The sequence below is a fragment of the Pseudomonas sp. E45-MNA-CIBAN-0222 genome (genome assembly GCF_040310405.1).
Lineage (GTDB): Bacteria > Pseudomonadota > Gammaproteobacteria > Pseudomonadales > Pseudomonadaceae > Stutzerimonas > Stutzerimonas stutzeri_AC.
Map to the genome: position 1 here is coordinate 15,986 of NZ_JBEOPU010000008.1, position 19,107 is coordinate 35,092.

The window sequence follows — 19,107 nt, forward strand, 5'->3', positions numbered from 1 at the left end:
GTGAATAAGGCGGCCAGGTGGCCGCCTTTTTTTTTGCGGCGAACCAGTGGATGATAATTTCCATTCGGTGCCCGAGGTCAGGACGATCGCATTGCTGGAACACTGGGCCCAATATGCGACGTGTGCAACGACAAGGCTGGCGTTTCGGCTGCCCGTGGTAACGACCGAGCGCGATGCCTGGCACAGACCGCGCTGTGTTTCAATGGACTGATTCGAACAAGAGAACCTTTGCCATGTCCGTACGCTTCATTCCTGATGCGCTCAGTGCAGAGGCAGGTGCCGTAGAGCAACTCGCATCCATTCCTCGGCTGCCGCCGCTGCATATCGACCGGCCCAGGCTGGTTCGTGCGCTGCTCGATACCGATTGCCGTCTGCGCCTGATCTGCGCCCCAGCCGGGTTTGGCAAGACCGTGCTGATGAGCGAGTGCGCGCGCTTGGTGCCTCCGGGCACACGCCTGGTGTGGCTGGATCTCGGCGGGCGGGCATGTACGGTTCAGGCGCTTTACGGCCAGTTGAGCGATGCGTTGGGGGAGCGGACGGGCAAGGATGATCGTTCCGAGAACGACATGCTGGCGCTGCTGCGACAAGTCCGGCAGCCGCTGTGGATCATGCTCGACGACTACCCGCGTGATTACAGCCCGGAACTCGATGCTTGCATTGATATGTTGTTGGACATGGGGCCGGCACAAATCAGTTGGTGGGTATCCAGTCGCCGCCAGCCAGCGTGGAAGCTTCCACGGCTCCTGCTGCAAGGGCACCTTCTGGAGCTGGAGGCGGAAGCGCTGGCGTTCACCGCCGAAGAGCTCGAGCAACTCCTGAGCGTCCATCGTCTGACGCTCTCGTCCGAGACTTTTCAGCAATTGCATCATGTGATGGAGGGGTGGCCGGCTGGAGTCTGTCTGATGTTGCTCCACGCCGATGAGCAGGCGCTGCGTGAGCGTCTGGTTGCCGGGACGCCATTGCTGCGTGATTACGTCCAGCGTGAGGTCATGGCTGGACTGAGCGATGAAGTGCGGCGGGCCATGCTGGCACTGGCGCGTATGCCGCGTTTCTCGGCAGAGCTTTGCGACCATGTGCTCGACGGTGTTGGTCGCGAAATCCTCGATATCCTCAAGACGCTCCAGCTCTTCATTCGGCAGATCGATAACTGCGGTGAGTGGTTTCGCCTGTGGAAGCCGCTGGCGCTGATGCTGCAGCGCTCCGCAGAAACGACCGCGCCGACCCAGGCCCATCTGCGTGCCTGTCAGTGGTTCGCCAGTCGCGGCGAGATGCGCGAGGCGGTAGAGCATGCATTATGGGCCGGCCAGCCTGAGGTCGCTGCCAACTACCTGCAGCGTTACGGACAGGAACAGTTGCTGATCGGCGATAACGTATCGCGCTTTCTGAAATGGCGAAGCGAGCTGCCACAGGACCTGTTCGCCAGCACCACGCGCCTGATCGTTTTGCAGGGCTGGGCGCTGATCATTTCGGCGCGACTTGATGAAGTGGATGACTGTCTGGCCGAGCTGGCCAAGTTCTTCCCCCAACCCGATGCGCGCCGGCAAGCCCAGTTATTGGCTCAGTGGCAGGCCCTTCGGGGGTTTCTGGCCCGCCTGCGCGGTGAGCCCGAGGCACGCCAGAACTGCCTGCAGGCGCTCGAGGTACTGTCCGATCACGCCTGGGCGCAGCGCGTGCTCTGTTATCAGGTGCTTACGCAGCAAGCGATGGCTGAAGGTGAGCTCGAGCTTGCCCAGCAATACAACAGCGAAGGCATGAAACTCGCACGGCTAAAAGGTAGCGTGCTCTACGAAGTGATGCTCAGCGTCGATCGAATCCAGTTGCTTGAGCTCACCGGTGAGTTCGAGCGTGCGGTCGGCGTGCTCAACGAGACACTCCAGGCGTTGCGTGACTCCGTCCGGCGCAGCCCTCTCATCGGCAGGTTGCAACTGCTGCAGGGGCATCTACTGGCTTACCAGGGGCTCGACGAGCCGGCGCAGGAGGCATATCAGCTCGGTAAGGCGGAGACCGAAACCTGCGGTGATTCCTACTGTTTCTTCGGTTATGTCGGGCTTGCCGAGCTTGCCGCGCGCAGTCACGAGTTTGCCTGCGCCTATCACTGGCTGCGGGACGCCGAGCGCCTGTCTCAGTGGCGACATGTACCTGAGGCGAGATTCCGCGGCATCCTGCCGCTGATAAACGGAGTGGCCTGGCTGCATCAGGGCGAGCTGCGCAAGGCGCGTGGTGCGCTGTATCAGGTACTGGAACTGTATGAAGGACGGGGTTACCTGTCGCCGTCCGGATTCTACGAGCTGTTGCCTCGGGTGCGGCGCTATCTGGCGGTCATCGATGTGCTCGAGGGACAGCCAGCACGAGCGATCACAGCCTTGCGTGAGCAGATCGAGCAGAACCTGCTTGCCCAGCGTCTGGGGCTCGCATGCGAGTGTCGTTTCAGTCTGGCGGAAGCGTTACAGGCCGATGGCCAGGTCGCCGAGGCGGAGCTGGAGCTGCGTTTGGCGCTCAGCGAGGCCGCGCGTCAGCATCTGGTCAAGCCCTTGTACGAACTACAGTATCGGCAGCCGCAATGGCTGGCGCGAGTGCTACCCGCAGCGAAGGGTGAATCACTTCGGCAGCGGCTGCTGAGCTACGAGCGTGAGCCGGAAATGACGCTCCCGGCAGCGGATGAAACGGTGCTCAGCAACCGCGAACTGACGGTGTTGCGGCTGATTGCCCAGGGGTGCTCGAACCAGGAGATTGCCGAACAGCTGTTCATATCCCTACATACCGTGAAGACCCATGCGCGCAGGATCAACACGAAGCTGGGTGTCGCGCGCCGTACTCAGGCGGTGGCGAAGGCCAAAGCGCTGGCCTGGCTCTGAGAACAAGCAGTCATCCAAGGGATCATTCATCGTCGCGCCTGAAACAGCAAAGTTCAGGCGCGACGGTTCGCTGCAAGCCTGGCGGCTGTCAGACGAAGATGGATTCTTGTTTTTGTTGGGTAAGTTTCGGGGCAGAGCGGCGCAACCTGCAGGCAGTCAGGTTGATGACATTACACTGTTGCGGGTTGCAAGCCCCCGTGGGACATCCGTTGTGGCAACTGCTCGCCGCGCTCGATGGCCAGACTGACTTGCAGGCTGGTGATGAGTCGCTGCAATTGCTGTTGATCGCGCCATTGGTCGGCACTGATGTAGCGCTTCACTGCAACGCCTTCCGAGCCCGTCAATGTCAGCAGAATGCTGCCATCAGGCTTCTCGATGCTGAAGTTGACGTTGTAGCGCGGACGAAACACATCACTGATCTTCTGAAATGGACTCGTCATGCCTGGATACCTGTGTGAGGGGTTGCCAGCAATGGACCAGGCAAGGCGATGACAAGTTTCCCGGGCGCAGCGGCTTGACTGCCGCAAAAATGTCGCGGGCATACCTGCCATCTCATTTCATGCCTGCGCAGTCAGCTCCGCCAGAACATCGGGGCTGCTCTTGAATGCCTTGGCAAACAACTCGCGGTGCCTGGCCATGTAGATGCCGATGTCTTCGGCTTGCTGTTCGCTCAGCGACGGCGACGCTTGCTGCAGCACCGCAGCTAGCGCCTCTGCCAGCTCAAGCATCTTGTCGTGACGATCGGCTTCGGCTTTATCCATGAACAAACGCTCCAGGTCCCGACTGCTGCGGTACACCACTTCGACGGCCATTTACCACCTCGGTCATTGGCAGATTGATACTGTTTATTTGTACAGCATAAGCGGCTGCGGCAAAGATTGAAAGTCTGCGCAGGAAGCGGAGTTTCGTCAGTTCTTGAATCGGCCTTGCACGCGCTCGGCCCGAAACTCCAGTGTGGCGGCGCGGTAACCGGCGCGCAGCAGCGGTAGCGGCAGGCAGGATTCCCAGCTTGCGCCGGGCTGCAGACCACCTGCCCCCTGGTAGTCCGGTGCATCGTAGGCGCGTCGCGCCAGGTTGGTGCGCGAGCCCGGCGCATAGGCGGCGACTTCCCACTGCAGGCTCTGCAATTTCTTGTCGGTGTGATTGTGCAGGCGCACATGCAGCGGCTGCCCGCCAGCGCAGCGACGAGGGTCGTGAGTCAGCTGAATTTCGATACGAGCGAGCAACTGCTCTTCGCGATGCTCCTGCCAGAGTACCCAGCCAGCGACCAAGGCAAGGCCGAGCACGGCACCCAGTGAAATGGGTACGGCCCTGAATGGATAGCGGATCAGCAGTACCAGCCAGGTCAGGATGAGCAGAGCGCCAATCAGCATGGTCGAGTACCGACGATCAGGTGGTTGGGCAGCATGGACGTCCTCCGTTGCAATGGGGGCATGCTAACCCGTGGCGGCGGACCCCGGGCAACAACGATGTGGCAAGCATTTGTCGCAGGATGTCAGTCGTCCACTTTGCTGCGGCTGGCCAGACGTTCCAGTGCAGCGCGAAGCTTGGGGTCGCGGATGCCATCAGCTGCCGCCTGAATGCTGTCGGCGGCGTTGCTCGAAAGCGGTTGCGTACGCGCCGGCGTGTGCCTGGGCGGGGGCGGTGGCTGTACCTTGAACTGGATACGCGTCAGGCCGGCGAACTCTTCGAGCACTTCCAGTTGACGTTGCAGACGCCGCTGCTGATAGCGCAGCCGTGTCGCCCAGTGGCCGTCAGTGACGATAAGCAGCAGACAACCTTCGCGCCAGGATGCCACGCGGCAGTGCTCGCGAGCTGCGGGCTGCAACTGGCTCTCCAGCAACTGTTGCAGACGATCGAGCCGAAGCGCTTCGCCGAACAAAGCTCTGAGCGGCTTCGCTTCGCGCAACAATGAGGCAGGAGCACGAGCCGGCGACGGGCGAAAGGCCATGATGGTCCGAGATGCTTGGTAGAAGCGTGAATGGTAGCAGAAGCCGGTTCGGGGAATATCCTGCCGCCTCCGGCTTTGGCGTGCTGCGCAAATGCCCAGCCTAGAGGGTTTATCGCCTGCCAGCTGCGAATATACAGGTACCCGGTAGCGCGTCCGTTGCGTCATGGCGCTGCGCAGTCAGGCACCTTTCCTCACTGCCGTTTCCGAGTAGAATGGCCCTTTTGCACGCAGCCGTGACTCCGCGGACGTGCCTCCATCCCCAGCATGGAAGTCTTTGTCGATATGTTTGCGCCTTTATTGAAGAAACTCTTTGGAAGCAAGAATGAGCGTGAGGTCAAACGCATGCTCAAGGCGGTTCAGTCCGTCAATGCACTCGAAGAGCAGATGTTGTCGCTCTCCGACGAGCAACTGCGCAGCAAGACCGAAGAGTTCAAGGCCCGTCTCGAGAAAGGCGAAACCCTCGATCAGATCCTCCCCGAAGCGTTTGCCGTTTGCCGCGAAGCCGGCAAGCGCGTCATGGGCATGCGTCACTTCGATGTCCAGTTGATTGGTGGCATGACCCTGCATGAAGGTCGCATCGCCGAGATGCGTACCGGTGAAGGCAAGACCCTGGTGGCTACCTTGGCGGTGTACCTCAATGCACTGGCCGGCAAGGGTGTGCACGTAGTTACGGTCAACGACTATCTGGCTCGTCGTGACGCCAACTGGATGCGCCCGTTGTACGAATTTCTCGGCCTTTCGGTCGGCATCGTTACTCCGTTCCAGCCGCCGGAAGAAAAGCGTGCTGCCTACGCGTCCGATATCACCTACGGCACCAACAACGAGTTCGGCTTCGATTATCTGCGCGACAACATGGCTTTCAGCCTGCAGGAAAAGAACCAGCGCGAACTCAACTTTGCCGTGATCGACGAAGTCGACTCCATTCTGATCGACGAAGCGCGCACACCGCTGATCATTTCCGGCCAAGCCGAAGACAGCTCCAAGCTCTACCAGCAGATCAACCTGCTCATCCCACGCCTGACCCAGCACATCGAGGAAGAGGAGGGCGTCGTTACTCAGGAAGGGCATTTCTCCATCGATGAGAAAACCCGTCAGGTCGAGCTGAATGAACAGGGTCACCAATACATCGAGGAGCTGCTGACCCAGGCCGGTTTGCTGGCCGAGGGCGAGAGCCTCTATTCGGCGCACAACCTCGGTCTGCTGACCCATGTGTATTCCGGCCTGCGCGCTCACAAGCTGTTCCATCGCAACGTCGAATACATCGTGCAGAACAACCAGGTGCTGCTGATCGACGAACACACCGGCCGGACCATGCCGGGCCGTCGCCTTTCGGAAGGCCTGCACCAGGCCATCGAAGCGAAGGAAGGGCTGCAGATCCAGCCTGAGAGTCAGACTCTGGCGTCTACCACCTTCCAGAACTATTTCCGTCTGTACAAGAAGCTGGCCGGCATGACCGGTACCGCCGACACCGAAGCCTTCGAATTTCAGCAGATCTACAGCCTGCCAGTCGTGGTCATCCCGACCAACAAGCCGCTGGCGCGCAAGGACTTCAATGACCTGGTCTATCTGACCCAGGAAGAGAAATTCGCTGCGATCATCGCTGACATCAAGGAATGCCGTAATCAAGGCCGCCCGGTGCTGGTGGGTACGGCAACCATCGAGTCATCCGAGTACGTGTCGCGTCTGCTGGAAGCAGAAGGTTTCGAGCACAAGGTGCTAAACGCCAAGCACCACGACAAGGAAGCCGAGATCATTGCCCAGGCCGGTCGGCCGGGTGCGGTGACCATTGCCACCAACATGGCCGGCCGTGGTACCGACATTCTTCTGGGCGGCAACTGGGAAGTGGAAGTTGCGGCGCTAGAGAACGCGACCGAAGAGCAGATTGCGCAGATCAAGGCGGATTGGCAGAAGCGTCACCAGCAGGTGCTCGAAGCAGGTGGCCTGCACGTAATCGCATCCGAGCGCCACGAGTCGCGCCGTATCGACAACCAGCTGCGTGGTCGCGCCGGTCGCCAGGGTGACCCAGGCTCCAGCCGTTTCTATCTGTCGCTGGAAGACAGCCTGATGCGTATCTTTGCCTCCGATCGGGTGAAGAACTTCATGAAGGCGCTGGGCATGGAGTCAGGCGAGGCCATCGAGCACCGCATGGTTACCAATGCCATCGAGAAAGCGCAGCGCAAGGTCGAGGGGCGCAACTTCGACATGCGCAAGCAGCTGCTCGAGTATGACGATGTGGCCAACGAACAGCGCAAGGTGATCTACCACATGCGCAACAGCCTGCTGGCCGCCGATGAAATCGGCCAGACCATCGCCGAATTCCGCCAGGAAGCGCTGGACGCCGCGATCAGCGCGCACATCCCGCCGCAGTCGCTGCCGGAGCAGTGGGATATCCCGGGCCTGGAAGCGGTGCTATACAGCGACTTCGGCACTCGCCTGCCGATCCAGCAGTGGCTGGACGAAGACGAGAAGCTCTACGAGGAAACGCTGCGCGAAAAGATTCTCCAGGCGCTGCTCGACGCTTACAACGAGAAAGAGGACATGGCCGGCGCTGAGGCGCTGCGCTCCTTCGAGAAGCAGATCGTGTTGCGCGTGCTGGATGATCTGTGGAAAGACCATCTTTCGACGATGGATCACCTGCGTCACGGCATCCACCTGCGCGGCTACGCGCAGAAGAATCCGAAGCAGGAATACAAGCGTGAGTCCTTCACGTTGTTCCAGGATCTGCTCGAATCGATCAAGCGTGACAGTATCCGTGTGCTGTCTCATGTCCAGGTGCGTCGCGAAGACCCGGCCGAAGAGGAAGCCCGCCTGCGCCACGAAGCCGAAGAACTGGCCAAGCGCATGCAGTTCCAGCATGCCGAGGTGTCCGCGCTGGATCAGCCGGAGGAGGAGCCCGCAGAAGTCGAGGGCCAGCCAGACGTCGCCGTGGCGTCGGTGCGTACCGAGCCGAAGATCGGTCGCAACGAGCCTTGCCCGTGCGGATCGGGCAAGAAGTACAAGCATTGTCACGGGCAGGTTCAGTAAGTCCGACCTCGCCTGTTGATTCCGCGCCGCGACCGGCTTCTGCCGCTCGCGGCGTTTTTGTCGCAAACCCTTTCTCGGCCTGTTGGCCATCCATTGTTCTGAAGGAGCGCATCCATGGCTGTCGGTCTTGGTCCTTTACCTACCCTGCACCCGGTACCCGGTTTCGAACTCGGCATTGCTTCGGCCGGAATCAAGCGACCGGGGCGTAAGGACGTAGTGATCATGCGCTGTGCCGAGGGCTCCCGTGTCGCTGGGGTGACCACCACCAACGCCTTCTGCGCCGCCCCCGTGCTCGTCACGCGCGAGCGTATGCACGGACCGGTGCGTTACCTGCTGACTAACACCGGTAATGCCAATGCCGGAACCGGGCCGCAAGGTCTGGCCGACGCCCGCCACACCTGCGCGGCCCTTGCGGCCATAACCGGAAGCGACGAGACGGCCGTGCTACCTTTCTCGACTGGCGTGATCGGCGAGCCGCTGCCGGTGCAGAAGATCGAATCGGCGCTGCAGGCTGCGCTCGATGATCTGTCGCCTGATCATTGGGCAGAGGCCGCGACCGGCATCATGACCACCGATACGCTGCCCAAGGGTGCCAGCCGTCAGTTCCAGCACGACGGCGTGACGGTGACCGTCACCGGTATCAGCAAGGGTGCCGGCATGATTCGGCCGAACATGGCGACCATGCTTGGCTATATCGCCACCGATGCCAAGGTGGCCGGCAGCGTGTTGCAGGATCTGGTACGCGATGCGGCAAACAAGTCGTTCAACCGCATCACCATCGATGGTGACACCTCCACCAACGATTGCTGCATGCTGATCGCCACCGGCCAGGCGGCGCTGCCGGAGATCACCGAAGCTGCCGGCGAGCTGTTCGGCAAGCTCAAGCAGGCGGTGCTGGAAGTGTTCATGGAAGTGGCTCAGGCCATCGTCCGCGACGGCGAAGGTGCGACCAAGTTCGTCACGGTGCAGGTCAACGGTGGCGGCAATCATCAGGAGTGCCTGGACGTGGCCTACGCCGTCGCGCATTCGCCGCTGATCAAGACAGCGCTGTTCGCCTCCGACCCGAACTGGGGCCGCATTCTCGCTGCGGTCGGCTATGCCGGCGTGCGAGACCTGGACGTGAGCAAGATCGATGTGTTCCTCGGCGAGGTCTGCATCGCCAGCCAGGGCGGGCGCTCGCCCAGCTACGCGGAAGAGCAGGGCGCGGCAGTAATGGCCCGTGAGGAAATCACCATCCGTATCGAGCTCGGACGTGGAGATTGCAGCGAGACCATCTGGACCACCGATCTGTCCCACGAGTACGTGAAGATCAACGCCGAGTACCGGACCTGATCGAACCCTGCCCTTAGCTATTGCCGTTGCGCATGGCCCCATGTGCAACGGGAATTGCCATTTCCGCTTGCCGCGCTTTAACGTCCGCTGACTCTTCCGAAGGCAACTCGAGGTGCATCGGTCATGGCTCTGCAATTGGTAATCGGCGACAAGAACTACTCATCCTGGTCGCTGCGCGCCGCCCTGGCAGTAGAACTGTCCGGCGCTGCGTGCGCGCAGGTTCCGGTCTCGCTCTATCGGCCGGACAGCCGAGCCCGGCTGCTGGCTTACTCGCCGACCGGCAAGGTGCCGGTACTGCTAACCGAGGACGGCCCGGTGTGGGATTCGTTGGCAATCGCCGAATACCTGGCCGAGCATTTCCCCAATGCACACCTCTGGCCACGCGAGCGCTATGCGCGCGCATTGGCGCGAAGTATCTGCGCGGAGATGCACAGTGGCTTTCAGGCGCTGCGCAGTCATCTGCCGATGGATATGGCGCGTGATCAGGCCTTGCCCGAGCTACCCGAGGCAGTGCGGGCAGACGTCGAGCGAATCTGCGCTATCTGGAGCGATTGCCGCGAGCGCTTTGGCCAGAGCGGTGATTATCTATTTGGCCAACCAGGCATCACTGATGCGTTCTATGCCCCGGTGGCTTCCCGCCTGCGAAGCTATCGAGTGGCACTGCCGGCGGTTGCAGCGAGCTACGTCGAGACTATCCATCAGTGGCCGGCTTTTCAGCGCTGGCATCAGAGCGCCCTGCAGGAAGTGCGAAAGTGAAACGAATCCATGTAGCCGCAGCCGTCATTCGTGGTGCCGACGCGCGCGTGCTTATCGCAAAGCGTCCGCTCGACAAACACCAGGGAGGATTGTGGGAATTTCCCGGCGGCAAGGTCGAGGCGGATGAGCGCGTCGAGGCGGCGCTGGCGCGTGAGTTGCTGGAGGAGCTGGGCATCGTCGTTACCGCGGCGCAGCCGTTGATCCAGGTGCGCCACGATTATCCGGACAAGCAAGTGCTGCTCGATGTCTGGGAGGTGCAGGCGTTTACCGGTGAACCCCACGGGGCGGAAGGCCAGCCGCTGATGTGGGTGACGGCGGATCAGCTGACGAACTACAGCTTCCCGGCTGCGAATCAGCCGATCGTCGCGGCTGCGCGCTTGCCGCACCGCTACCTGATAACGCCGGATGGCATCGCCCCACAACGGTTGCTCGAAGGACTCGCGCGAGCACTGGATGACGGCATACGGCTGATCCAACTGCGTGTGCCGTCGCTACCGCCTGCCGCCTACCGTGCGTTGGCGGAGCGGGCGCTAGCTTTGTGCGAGGGGCAGGCTCAACTGATGCTCAAGGGCCCGCTACAGTGGGCGTGCGACTATCCCGGGGCTGGCTGGCATCTGACCGCCGGACAGCTGCGAGAGCAGGCTGGGCGGGAACGACCGATCGCGGCGAGCCGCTGGTTGGCGGCGTCCTGTCACGATGCCGAGGAGCTGGCGCTGGCGGCCGTATTGGGAGTAGATTTCGTCACGCTGTCGCCAGTGCTGGCGACCGCCAGCCATCCGGATGCCTCACCGTTGGGCTGGCCGCAGGTCGCGGATTTACTGCTAGGCTTCGACCGCCCGGCCTACCTGTTGGGCGGACTTCAGGCATCCGACCTGTCCGCGGCACGCCAGGCCGGTGCGCAGGGTGTCGCTGCGATTCGAGCGTTCTGGCCGGATTGAACCGCTGGCGCTGATGCAGGTCACTGGCGATGCTGCTGTAAACCCGATAAATGTGTCTTCGATAGATGAAAGCAATCGCGGTCATTCCCTTAATCAATTAACGGTATGCTGCTGACTGCGTTATCGTAGGCCCCGTTAAGTTTCTGAACCCCCTAAAGGAGTTAGCAGATGTCGCTGATCAACACTCAAGTTCAACCCTTCAAAGTCAATGCCTTCCACAATGGCAAGTTCATCGAAGTTACCGAAGAATCCCTGAAGGGCAAGTGGTCCGTGCTGATCTTCATGCCGGCTGCCTTCACCTTCAACTGCCCGACTGAAATCGAAGACGCTGCCAACAGCTACGCCGAGTTCCAGAAGGCCGGTACCGAGGTGTACATCGTCACCACCGATACCCATTTCTCGCACAAGGTCTGGCACGAAACTTCCCCTGCCGTTGGCAAGGCGCAGTTCCCGCTGATCGGCGACCCGACTCACCAGCTGACCCGCGCTTTCGGTGTGCACATCGAAGAAGAAGGTCTGGCGCTGCGCGGCACCTTCCTGATCAACCCGGAAGGCGTGATCAAGACCGTCGAGATTCACTCCAACGAGATCGCTCGTGACGTGTCCGAGACCCTGCGCAAGCTGAAGGCTGCTCAGTACACCGCCGCTCACCCGGGCGAAGTCTGCCCGGCCAAGTGGAAAGAGGGCGAGAAGACCCTGGCTCCTTCGCTGGACCTGGTCGGCAAGATCTAAGGCTTTCGCCTATCTGCCCTGCGTGCCGGAGGGCTGTTCACCGCCCTCTGGCAACCCAACGCCTGGACGCGAACCGTCCGGGCGTTTTATTTCCTGATTTCCGTACGGGGTACCGCTGCTCATGTTGGACACCAATCTCAAGACCCAGTTGAAAGCCTACCTGGAGAAGGTCACCCAGCCCTTCGAGATCGTCGCGTCCCTTGATGACGGCGAGAAGTCCCAGGAAATGCTGAGCCTGCTGCAGGACATCGCCAGCCTCAGCGACAAGATCACTCTGAAGACCGACGGCGACGATGCACGCAAGCCGTCGTTCTCGCTCAACCGCATCGGCGGCAACATCAGCCTGCGTTTTGCAGGCATCCCCATGGGTCACGAATTCACCTCGCTGGTGCTGGCCCTGCTGCAGGTCGGCGGTCACCCGTCGAAGACCGCGCCGGAGGTGATTGAGCAGATCAAGGCGCTGGATGGCGACTACCGCTTCGAAACCTACTTCTCGCTGTCCTGCCAGAACTGCCCGGACGTGGTCCAGGCGCTGAACCTGATGGCCGTGCTCAATCCGAACATCAAGCACGTGGCCATCGACGGCGCTCTGTTCCAGGACGAGGTCGAAGCCCGCCAGATCATGTCCGTGCCGAGCATCTACCTCAACGGCGAGCTGTTCACCCAGGGCCGCATGAGCGAGGAAGAGATCCTCGCCAAGCTCGACACCGGCTCAAGCGCCCGTGACGCCGAGAAGCTCAAGGCCAAGGATGCCTTCGACGTGCTGGTGGTCGGTGGTGGCCCGGCCGGCGCCGCAGCGGCGATCTACGCCGCGCGCAAGGGCATCCGCACCGGCGTCGCAGCCGAGCGCTTCGGCGGTCAGGTGCTCGACACCATGGCCATCGAGAACTTCATCTCGGTGAAGGAAACCGAAGGCCCGAAACTTGCCCGCGCGCTGGAAGAGCATGTGCGCGAGTATGAGGTCGACATCATGAACCTGCAGCGCGCCAGCCAGCTGATCCCGGCGGGAGAAGACGGTCTGCACCGGGTACAGTTCGAGAACGGCGGCGAGCTCAAGGCCAAGACCCTGATTCTGGCTACAGGCGCCCGCTGGCGCGAAATGAACGTGCCCGGCGAGCAGGAATACCGCGGCCGTGGCGTCGCCTACTGCCCGCACTGCGACGGCCCGCTGTTCAAGGGCAAGCGCGTGGCGGTGATCGGCGGCGGTAACTCCGGCGTGGAAGCGGCCATCGACCTGGCCGGCATCGTGGCTCACGTGACCCTGCTCGAGTTCGGCGAAGAACTGCGTGCCGACGCCGTGCTGCAGCGCAAGCTCAACAGCCTGCCCAATGTTCGCGTGCTCAAGATGGCGCAGACCACCGAGGTCAAAGGCGACGGCCAGAAGGTCACCGGCCTGGTCTACAAGGACCGCACCAACGATGAGGTGCACGAGGTCGAGCTGGAAGGTATCTTCGTGCAGATTGGCCTGCTGCCCAACAGCGAATGGCTCAAGGGCACCCTGGAGCTGTCCCGTTTCGGCGAGATCATCGTCGACGCCAAGGGCCAGACCAGCATCCCGGGCGTGTTCGCCGCCGGTGACGTGACCACGGTGCCGTACAAGCAGATCGTGATCGCCGTGGGTGAAGGCGCCAAGGCCTCGCTGAGCGCCTTCGATCACCTGATCCGGTCGTCCGCGCCGGCCTGAATCGAAGCGCAATAAAGAAGGGGAGCAGCCGCGAGGTTGCTCCCCTTTTGTTTTTATGCGGCGGACTGCCGCAACGGCTGGAAGGGGTGTTCACCGGATCGGCGAGGATCATTGCGCACTGGTCGCGGTCTACCGATTACCGCGCTACCTCCCAAGTGAACGCGAACGCCACCCTGACTTCCGGTCACAGGGCGTACATGTCGAGCAGTCCATGGAGCCGTCAACAAAGATGATGAATGCGCAAAAGCCGCAGAGTTCACGCAGGGTCGTATTGACCTACCCCAATCGGCCACGCGAGCCGCAGCACGAGAAAGTTGTTCATGCAGCATTGGCCGAACGCCTTGCTGCCTTGCTGGGGTTGAATTACGGGGGCGAGTACGATCCGACGCGGCGCTATGACGCCCAACCCTACATCGTTCCGTCGGGCACCGTGGTCGGGCTGCGAGAAGCGCAGGAGTTGGGCCTGAATGAGGAAGGCGATCTCTTTGGTGGCGTCGTGCCGCAAGCCTTCGTTGAAACCAAGGCGATCACTCATCCTCTGGTGCGTCCGGATGCGGTCGCGCCGGTTGGCTGGTCACGGGATTTCAGCACGCAGGTGAAGGGTAGTGTATTGGCCGGCTACAGCGCGTTCAGTATCGAGGATGCCCGTGACGCTGGGCGGCGTTTGCTGAATGAGGGGCCGGTGCGGATCAAGCCGGTACGCGCCACCGGTGGGCGCGGGCAGCAGCGCGTCGATGACAGTGATTCCCTCGACCAGGCCCTGTTTGCCCTCGACGAGAAGGAGTTGGCTCAGTACGGCCTGGTTCTGGAGGCGCATCTGGATCGTGTTACGACGTTTAGCGTCGGACAGGTAAGGGTTGGCGGGCGCTTGGCTAGTTACTACGGCACACAACGCCTGACTCAGGATAATGCGGGTAACGAAGTCTACGGCGGCTCGGATCTGGTCATTGTCGACGGTGATTTCGATGCGCTACTGGCGCTGGATCTACCAGAGACGACCCGCCTGGCGGTCCGCCAGGCTCAGGTCTATGACGAAGCGGCATCGAGCTGTTATCGGCAGTTTTTTGCCTCACGCCGCAATTACGACATCGCTCAGGGTATCGATGGCCGTGGTCAGCCACGCTCCGGCGTGCTGGAGCAGTCTTGGCGTATCGGCGGTGCTAGCAGTGCGGAGATTGCCGCGCTGGAAGTATTCAAGCTGGGAACGCCAGCACGGGCGGTGCGGGCGTCGTCGCTCGAGTTCTACGGGCAACAGCAGAACGTGCCGGCAGGCGCCAGCGTGCTGTATCGAGACGAAGACGCAGACGTTGGCTTTATCACCAAGTGTGTAATGGTGGAGGAATATGGCAACGCATAGCGAGATGGTCGACATACTGGTCGGCGATGAACACATCGCGGGCACGTTTCTCACGCCGCCAGCGAAAATGCCGGGCGTACTCTTCGTACACGGCTGGGGCGGTAGTCAGCAGCGCGATCTGAGCCGCGCACGGGGCATTGCCGGGCTTGGCTGTATTTGTCTGTCGTTCGATCTGCGTGGGCACGCGCAGACTCGTGCACAGCAGGAAACGGTGACACGCGAGCAGAATCTCGATGACTTGTTGGCGGCCTATGATCTGCTCGCCCAGCATCCGCATATCGACCCAGCAGCAATCGCCGTGGTGGGCACCAGCTACGGTGGCTACCTCGCTGCTATCCTCACTTCGCTACGACCGGTGAAGTGGCTGGCCCTGCGCGTGCCGGCGCTGTACCTCGACGATGAATGGCAAGTACCCAAGCGGCAGCTCGATCGTGACGTGCTCAACCAGTTGCGAAGCAGGCGTGTGCTGCCGAAGGAGAATCGCGCGCTGGCCGCATGTGCCGACTTTCGCGGTGATGTGCTGATCGTCGAGTCCGAGCACGATACCTTCGTTCCTCACGAAACGATCATGAGTTATCGCGCCGCCTTTCACAGCACCCATTCACTGACTCACCGCATCATCGATGGGGCCGACCATGCGTTGAGCAACGAGCGCTGTCAGGAGGCTTACACCTCGATTCTGGTGAACTGGGCGACCGAGATGATCATCGGTGCGCGTCTCGACGAAAAGTCGGCAGCCGGCTTTCGGGGCGTGGATGAGGGCGAGGAGCCCGGGCGTGGCGCGGCGCGGTCGAGCTGATCCGATCAATCGGGCGGCGTAGCGGGTGGCGTCGGTCCGACGAAACGACTCCAGCGTCGGTCGAGCACCTGCTGCTTGAGCACCTCGATGACATCGACCAGCAGTTCTTCCAGGGCCAGGTCGGTGTGTTCATCCTGATAGACCCAGGCATCGAAGAACTCGTCAGCGAGATTGGCCGCCAGGGCCTGGAACTGCGGCCCGCGCATGCCTTCGACGGCGCCCTGCAGGAGGCGTGCGGCGATATCGCTGAGCGCGTCGTCGAGCGTCGCAGCCAGTCGATTGCCGAGCGGCAGCCTTCTGAGGCTGTGCATCTCCGGATTGTCCTGCAGCGCCTGGTGGATCAGCTGGCTGACATAGCCTTCAATGGCGCCGCGATTGTCGCGGTAGCCGGTTTCCAGCATGCCTTGCAGGCGCCGCGACAGGTCGTTGAGCACGCGCTGCTTGCGCGGTCGGACCACCTCCTGCAGAAGACGCCGGGAGAGGTCATCGCTGGCGCCGATCTCCTGCTGCAGACGGCCGAACAGGCGCACCATCACCCGGTCGGAAAGCTCTTCGATCAGCAGGTAGTAATAACGGCTGAACAGCCCATAGACGGCCCACCGGCGCATGTCGATCAGGCCCAGACGCTGCAGGCGGATCAGCAGGCTGCCAACCCGCAGCACCCGCAACCAGCGTAGGCCAGCCAGCGGAATGCAGCCGAGCACGTCATACCAGTGGGCGAACGGGTAGTAGTACCAGCGCGCATAACGGCGCTCGAACAGTGCGACCGTCCAGCCGAGCAGCACGTCGAGAATGAAGACCGCGACGAAGGCCAGGTCGATGTACTGGAAGTTTACGTGGATGCTTTGCTGATAGCGCTCGTGCAGTTGAGGCAGCAGGTTGGCAAGCGCCGTGTTGACCGGCTGCAGCGCGAACAGGCTGTCGAACAGGATCAGCGCCAGGTTCACGCAGACCAGCAGAACGATGAAGGCTTCCCAAGCGGCATGCAGCCCGTCGCGCCGTCGCGCCTGTTGATCCACGCGGTGCTCAGTCATCCGCGCCGGCTGCCGCGGCGGCGGGTTGCCAGAGGATCTCGCCACACCCCTGGCGCCGCGCAATCAGGCGGGCGGCGACGAACAGCGCGTCGGACAGCCGGTTCAGATAGGCCAGCAGCACCGGGCGCACGGTTTCGCTGGCATTGAGCTGCTGGCAGCGGCGCTCGGCAGTGCGCGTCACGCTGCGGCACAGGTGGGCGAGGGCGATGAGCCTGGAACCGCCCGGCAGAATGAACTCCTTGAGCGGCCCCAGCTCCTGATTCCAGTTGTCGATGGCCTGCTCCAGGCGCTCGATCTCGCTTTCCTGCAGCGCCTGGTAATCGGGCATGGCCAGCTCGCCGCCAAGATCGAACAGGCGGTGCTGGCAAGGCCCGAACACGCTGATCAGCTCATCGAGCGCAGGCCATTGCACTTGCGCCTCAGCCAGTTCGGCAAGCAGCAGGCCGAGCTGGCTGTTGAGCGTATCGACCTCGCCCATGGCCTCCACGCGGGGGTGATCCTTGGCAACCCGGCGGCCGTCGCCGAGTCCGGTTTCGCCGCTATCGCCAGTGCGGGTGTAGATCTTCGACAGTCGATTGCCCATGCGCTTCTATTCCTTGTTCAGGCCGTGGCCGGCTCGCTGGGTGAGCTCAGCGGTAGACGTAGGGTGAAGGTAGAGCCGTGGCCGGGTTGGCACTGCACTTCCATCTGACCCTGATGATTGTTGGTGATGATGAAATACGAGACGGAAAGGCCCAGACCGGTTCCCTGACCCACTTCCTTGGTGGTGAAGAACGGCTCGAAGATGCGTTTGCGCACATTCTCCGGAATCCCGCCGCCGTTGTCCTCTACCTGGATTTCCGCCCACGGCGGATTCAGGCGTGTGCGCAGAATGATCTGTCCCGCATCGCCTCCTTGGTGGGCATGAATTGCCTGGGCGGCGTTTTTCAGCAGATTGAGTAGCACCTGTTCCAACTCGTTACCGATGCAGGGCACACGATCCACTCGCGGGTCGAAATCACGGACGATATCGATGGCCTTGAAATCGAATCCCTCCATCAGGGCGAAGTCGTTGCCAGCGATCTCCAGCGCCTGATCGATCAGCACCGGCAGATGGCAATCGGCCAACTGACGATTGCTCATGCGACTGAAACTGAGCATGTGGCTGACGATCTTCGCCGCCCGCGAGCCGGCTTGCTGGATACCGTCCAGCAGCTGCGGTATCTCACGACGCTGCAGATACTGGTTGACTGCTTCAAGGCGCACGCCGGTTTCCTCGGCCGCTTCACGGTTACGCTCCAGCTCCGGCGAAAGCCGGCGACGGATGTTCTGCGCGTTGTGCAGGATGGCGCCGAGGGGGTTGTTGATCTCGTGGGCCATGCCGGCTGCCAGGCTGCCGACCGAGAGCATCTTCTCTGATTGCACCATCATTTCTTCCATGTTGATCCGCTGGGTGATGTCGTCGATACGGATCACCACCCCGCGGCCGCCCGCACCGGTCAGTGGATAGCAGGTCAGTGCATAGTGGCGTGGCTCGTCGTTGCGTAGCCAGGTTACTCGCTCGATTTTCGCCACCACGTGCTGCTCGGAGGTGCGTCGAATCTGGGCGAGGAATGGTTTGAGCGGCTCGAAGGCGACGAAGACCGGCTGATTCAATGCGTCGTCCAACGACGTACCAGAGAGTGCACTGGCCTCCTGGTTCCACTGGGTGACATAGAGCTGTTCGTCTAGGGCGATCAGAGCAGAAGGCATCGAGTCGATGATGCTGTTGAGGTACTTCTGAAAACCTGTGAGCTTCTGCTCGATCTTGCTACGTACCTGAACCTCCAGCTCCAGTTTGCGATTGGAGTGACGTGTTTCTTCGGCCAGCCCCTGGGCATGATCGAAGGCGTCCTGGGCATCGTCACGGGCGCGCTTGAGCTGTTGTTCGCGGGCTTCCATACGCGACAACATGGTGTTGAAGGCATCGGCCAGCCTGCCGATTTCGTCCTGATTGCCGGGCTTGGCCCGCAGCGAGTAGTCCTCCTCGCGGGTAACCTGGCGCGACAGCGCTTCCAGATCGCGAATCGGCCGGGTGATGAGCTGGCGGATCTGCCGCGCGACCAGGACCCAAAGCAGCAGGCTGGCCACGAGGATAGCCAGGCTCGCCGTCAGCGTTCCGGTATAGAAGGCGCCAGGCAGCTCGCTGCTGGCGACCATTAGCAGGTGGCCGGTGCTGCCGTCGGGTTGCGGTAGCCGGACCAGCAGGTTGGCGCGGATCTCGCTGGCACTCCAGTGCGCAACCTCGCTTAATTGTTCGGGCAGGCGCAGTCGCTCCCCTTGCTGCAGCTGCGCGAGGCTATTGCCTTCGCTGTCGTAGATCATCGCTGCCCGCAACGGCGCGTAGCCCTCCAGCCGTTTGAGCAAGGCACTGGCCGCCTCTGGCGACGATAGTGCTCGGCTGCTGAGTTCTTCTGTGGCGAACAGCTCTCCAAGGGTATGCATGGCCTGGGGCGCCACGCTTTGCCGAGAAATCCAATAGGCAGCGCTGATAAAGGTGAGATTGGACACCAGCAACACTGCGGCGAGCAGGACGAGCAGGGCGAGCAACAGCTTGCGGCCGACAGGCAGGTTTTCGAGGCGCTGACGCAGGATCATTGGCGGGCACGGCGTAACAGAGGTTTCTG

The 19,107-nt window shown here is 61.8% G+C and carries 16 protein-coding genes; 9 read left to right on the forward strand and 7 right to left on the reverse strand.

Translation table 11 applies throughout. From position 1 onward, the window contains the following. The first annotated feature begins 233 nt into the window (after window positions 1–233). Complete coding sequence (locus AAEZ08_RS13320) at window positions 234–2,855, forward strand: LuxR C-terminal-related transcriptional regulator (RefSeq protein ID WP_041016219.1); 2,622 nt, start codon at window positions 234–236, stop codon at window positions 2,853–2,855. Between the two features lie 170 nt (window positions 2,856–3,025). On the opposite strand, the gene AAEZ08_RS13325 is transcribed toward AAEZ08_RS13320, so the two are convergent. The 4 genes from AAEZ08_RS13325 to AAEZ08_RS13340 all read right to left on the reverse strand — a co-directional run bounded on the left by AAEZ08_RS13325 (window position 3,026) and on the right by AAEZ08_RS13340 (window position 4,806). Next, entirely contained in the window at window positions 3,026–3,295 is a 270-nt protein-coding gene (locus AAEZ08_RS13325; RefSeq protein ID WP_041016220.1) for a DUF3509 domain-containing protein, read from the reverse strand. Window positions 3,296–3,412: 117 nt separating this feature from the next. Further along, window positions 3,413–3,667: a YebG family protein gene (locus tag AAEZ08_RS13330; RefSeq protein WP_041016221.1), complete on the reverse strand. Its 255-nt coding sequence runs from the start codon at window positions 3,665–3,667 to the stop codon at window positions 3,413–3,415. Between the two features lie 96 nt (window positions 3,668–3,763). After that, entirely contained in the window at window positions 3,764–4,228 is a 465-nt protein-coding gene (locus tag AAEZ08_RS13335; RefSeq protein ID WP_014819356.1) for a hypothetical protein, read from the reverse strand. Window positions 4,229–4,350: 122 nt separating this feature from the next. After that, complete coding sequence (locus tag AAEZ08_RS13340; RefSeq protein WP_023444086.1) at window positions 4,351–4,806, reverse strand: DciA family protein; 456 nt, start codon at window positions 4,804–4,806, stop codon at window positions 4,351–4,353. Between the two features lie 282 nt (window positions 4,807–5,088). Here AAEZ08_RS13340 and secA point away from each other — a divergent pair, with 282 nt between their 5' ends. The 8 genes from secA to AAEZ08_RS13380 all read left to right on the forward strand — a co-directional run bounded on the left by secA (window position 5,089) and on the right by AAEZ08_RS13380 (window position 15,428). Further along, window positions 5,089–7,830 (forward strand): preprotein translocase subunit SecA, encoded by a 2,742-nt coding sequence (gene secA / locus AAEZ08_RS13345; RefSeq protein WP_041755677.1) that lies wholly within the window; start codon window positions 5,089–5,091, stop codon window positions 7,828–7,830. 114 nt (window positions 7,831–7,944) lie between these two features. Further along, the gene (argJ, locus tag AAEZ08_RS13350) at window positions 7,945–9,162 is read left to right on the forward strand and encodes a bifunctional glutamate N-acetyltransferase/amino-acid acetyltransferase ArgJ (protein ID WP_427703682.1); all 1,218 of its coding nucleotides are present in this window, start codon (window positions 7,945–7,947) and stop codon (window positions 9,160–9,162) included. 123 nt (window positions 9,163–9,285) lie between these two features. After that, window positions 9,286–9,918, forward strand: coding sequence for a glutathione S-transferase family protein (locus AAEZ08_RS13355; RefSeq protein WP_011914251.1), 633 nt, complete (start codon window positions 9,286–9,288; stop codon window positions 9,916–9,918). After that, a complete protein-coding gene (locus AAEZ08_RS13360; RefSeq protein ID WP_003284762.1) occupies window positions 9,915–10,856 on the forward strand; it encodes a Nudix family hydrolase in 942 nt (313 codons plus the stop codon). Before AAEZ08_RS13355 ends, AAEZ08_RS13360 begins: the two co-directional genes overlap by 4 nt. 168 nt (window positions 10,857–11,024) lie before the next feature. Then, window positions 11,025–11,588, forward strand: coding sequence for an alkyl hydroperoxide reductase subunit C (ahpC, locus tag AAEZ08_RS13365; RefSeq protein WP_003284760.1), 564 nt, complete (start codon window positions 11,025–11,027; stop codon window positions 11,586–11,588). A 121-nt stretch (window positions 11,589–11,709) separates the two neighbouring features. Continuing rightward, window positions 11,710–13,272 carry an alkyl hydroperoxide reductase subunit F gene (gene ahpF, locus AAEZ08_RS13370; RefSeq protein WP_500124487.1) on the forward strand — a complete coding sequence of 521 codons (1,563 nt, stop codon included), beginning with the start codon at window positions 11,710–11,712 and terminating at the stop codon, window positions 13,270–13,272. Between the two features lie 229 nt (window positions 13,273–13,501). After that, window positions 13,502–14,629: a DUF3182 family protein gene (locus tag AAEZ08_RS13375; RefSeq protein WP_500124590.1), complete on the forward strand. Its 1,128-nt coding sequence runs from the start codon at window positions 13,502–13,504 to the stop codon at window positions 14,627–14,629. Then, a complete protein-coding gene (locus tag AAEZ08_RS13380) occupies window positions 14,616–15,428 on the forward strand; it encodes an alpha/beta hydrolase family protein (protein WP_500124489.1) in 813 nt (270 codons plus the stop codon). The genes AAEZ08_RS13375 and AAEZ08_RS13380 overlap by 14 nt, the downstream gene beginning before the upstream one ends. Window positions 15,429–15,433: 5 nt before the next feature. Here the strand turns inward: AAEZ08_RS13380 and AAEZ08_RS13385 are convergent, their stop codons facing one another. The 3 genes from AAEZ08_RS13385 to AAEZ08_RS13395 are packed head-to-tail and all read right to left on the reverse strand — an operon-like array spanning window position 15,434 to window position 19,078. Next, window positions 15,434–16,462 carry an ion transporter gene (locus AAEZ08_RS13385; RefSeq protein WP_500124491.1) on the reverse strand — a complete coding sequence of 343 codons (1,029 nt, stop codon included), beginning with the start codon at window positions 16,460–16,462 and terminating at the stop codon, window positions 15,434–15,436. Continuing rightward, window positions 16,455–17,045 carry a cob(I)yrinic acid a,c-diamide adenosyltransferase gene (locus AAEZ08_RS13390; protein WP_500124493.1) on the reverse strand — a complete coding sequence of 197 codons (591 nt, stop codon included), beginning with the start codon at window positions 17,043–17,045 and terminating at the stop codon, window positions 16,455–16,457. Before AAEZ08_RS13390 ends, AAEZ08_RS13385 begins: the two co-directional genes overlap by 8 nt. Before the next feature lie 17 nt (window positions 17,046–17,062). Then, window positions 17,063–19,078 (reverse strand): sensor histidine kinase, encoded by a 2,016-nt coding sequence (locus AAEZ08_RS13395; protein ID WP_003284240.1) that lies wholly within the window; start codon window positions 19,076–19,078, stop codon window positions 17,063–17,065. Window positions 19,079–19,107: the final 29 nt, after the last annotated feature.

Excerpts from the sequence above, each read along its gene's own strand:
- AAEZ08_RS13320 (WP_041016219.1), top strand. The coding sequence starts at position 234 with ATGTCCGTACGCTTCATTCCTGATGCGCTCAGTGCAGAGGCAGGTGCC.
- AAEZ08_RS13325 (WP_041016220.1), bottom strand. The coding sequence starts at position 3,295 with ATGACGAGTCCATTTCAGAAGATCAGTGATGTGTTTCGTCCGCGCTAC.
- AAEZ08_RS13330 (WP_041016221.1), bottom strand. The coding sequence starts at position 3,667 with ATGGCCGTCGAAGTGGTGTACCGCAGCAGTCGGGACCTGGAGCGTTTG.
- AAEZ08_RS13335 (WP_014819356.1), bottom strand. The coding sequence starts at position 4,228 with ATGCTGATTGGCGCTCTGCTCATCCTGACCTGGCTGGTACTGCTGATC.
- AAEZ08_RS13340 (WP_023444086.1), bottom strand. The coding sequence starts at position 4,806 with ATGGCCTTTCGCCCGTCGCCGGCTCGTGCTCCTGCCTCATTGTTGCGC.
- secA (WP_041755677.1), top strand. The coding sequence starts at position 5,089 with ATGTTTGCGCCTTTATTGAAGAAACTCTTTGGAAGCAAGAATGAGCGT.
- argJ (WP_427703682.1), top strand. The coding sequence starts at position 7,945 with ATGGCTGTCGGTCTTGGTCCTTTACCTACCCTGCACCCGGTACCCGGT.
- AAEZ08_RS13355 (WP_011914251.1), top strand. The coding sequence starts at position 9,286 with ATGGCTCTGCAATTGGTAATCGGCGACAAGAACTACTCATCCTGGTCG.
- ahpC (WP_003284760.1), top strand. The coding sequence starts at position 11,025 with ATGTCGCTGATCAACACTCAAGTTCAACCCTTCAAAGTCAATGCCTTC.
- ahpF (WP_500124487.1), top strand. The coding sequence starts at position 11,710 with ATGTTGGACACCAATCTCAAGACCCAGTTGAAAGCCTACCTGGAGAAG.
- AAEZ08_RS13375 (WP_500124590.1), top strand. The coding sequence starts at position 13,502 with ATGATGAATGCGCAAAAGCCGCAGAGTTCACGCAGGGTCGTATTGACC.
- AAEZ08_RS13380 (WP_500124489.1), top strand. The coding sequence starts at position 14,616 with ATGGCAACGCATAGCGAGATGGTCGACATACTGGTCGGCGATGAACAC.
- AAEZ08_RS13385 (WP_500124491.1), bottom strand. The coding sequence starts at position 16,462 with ATGACTGAGCACCGCGTGGATCAACAGGCGCGACGGCGCGACGGGCTG.
- AAEZ08_RS13390 (WP_500124493.1), bottom strand. The coding sequence starts at position 17,045 with ATGGGCAATCGACTGTCGAAGATCTACACCCGCACTGGCGATAGCGGC.
- AAEZ08_RS13395 (WP_003284240.1), bottom strand. The coding sequence starts at position 19,078 with ATGATCCTGCGTCAGCGCCTCGAAAACCTGCCTGTCGGCCGCAAGCTG.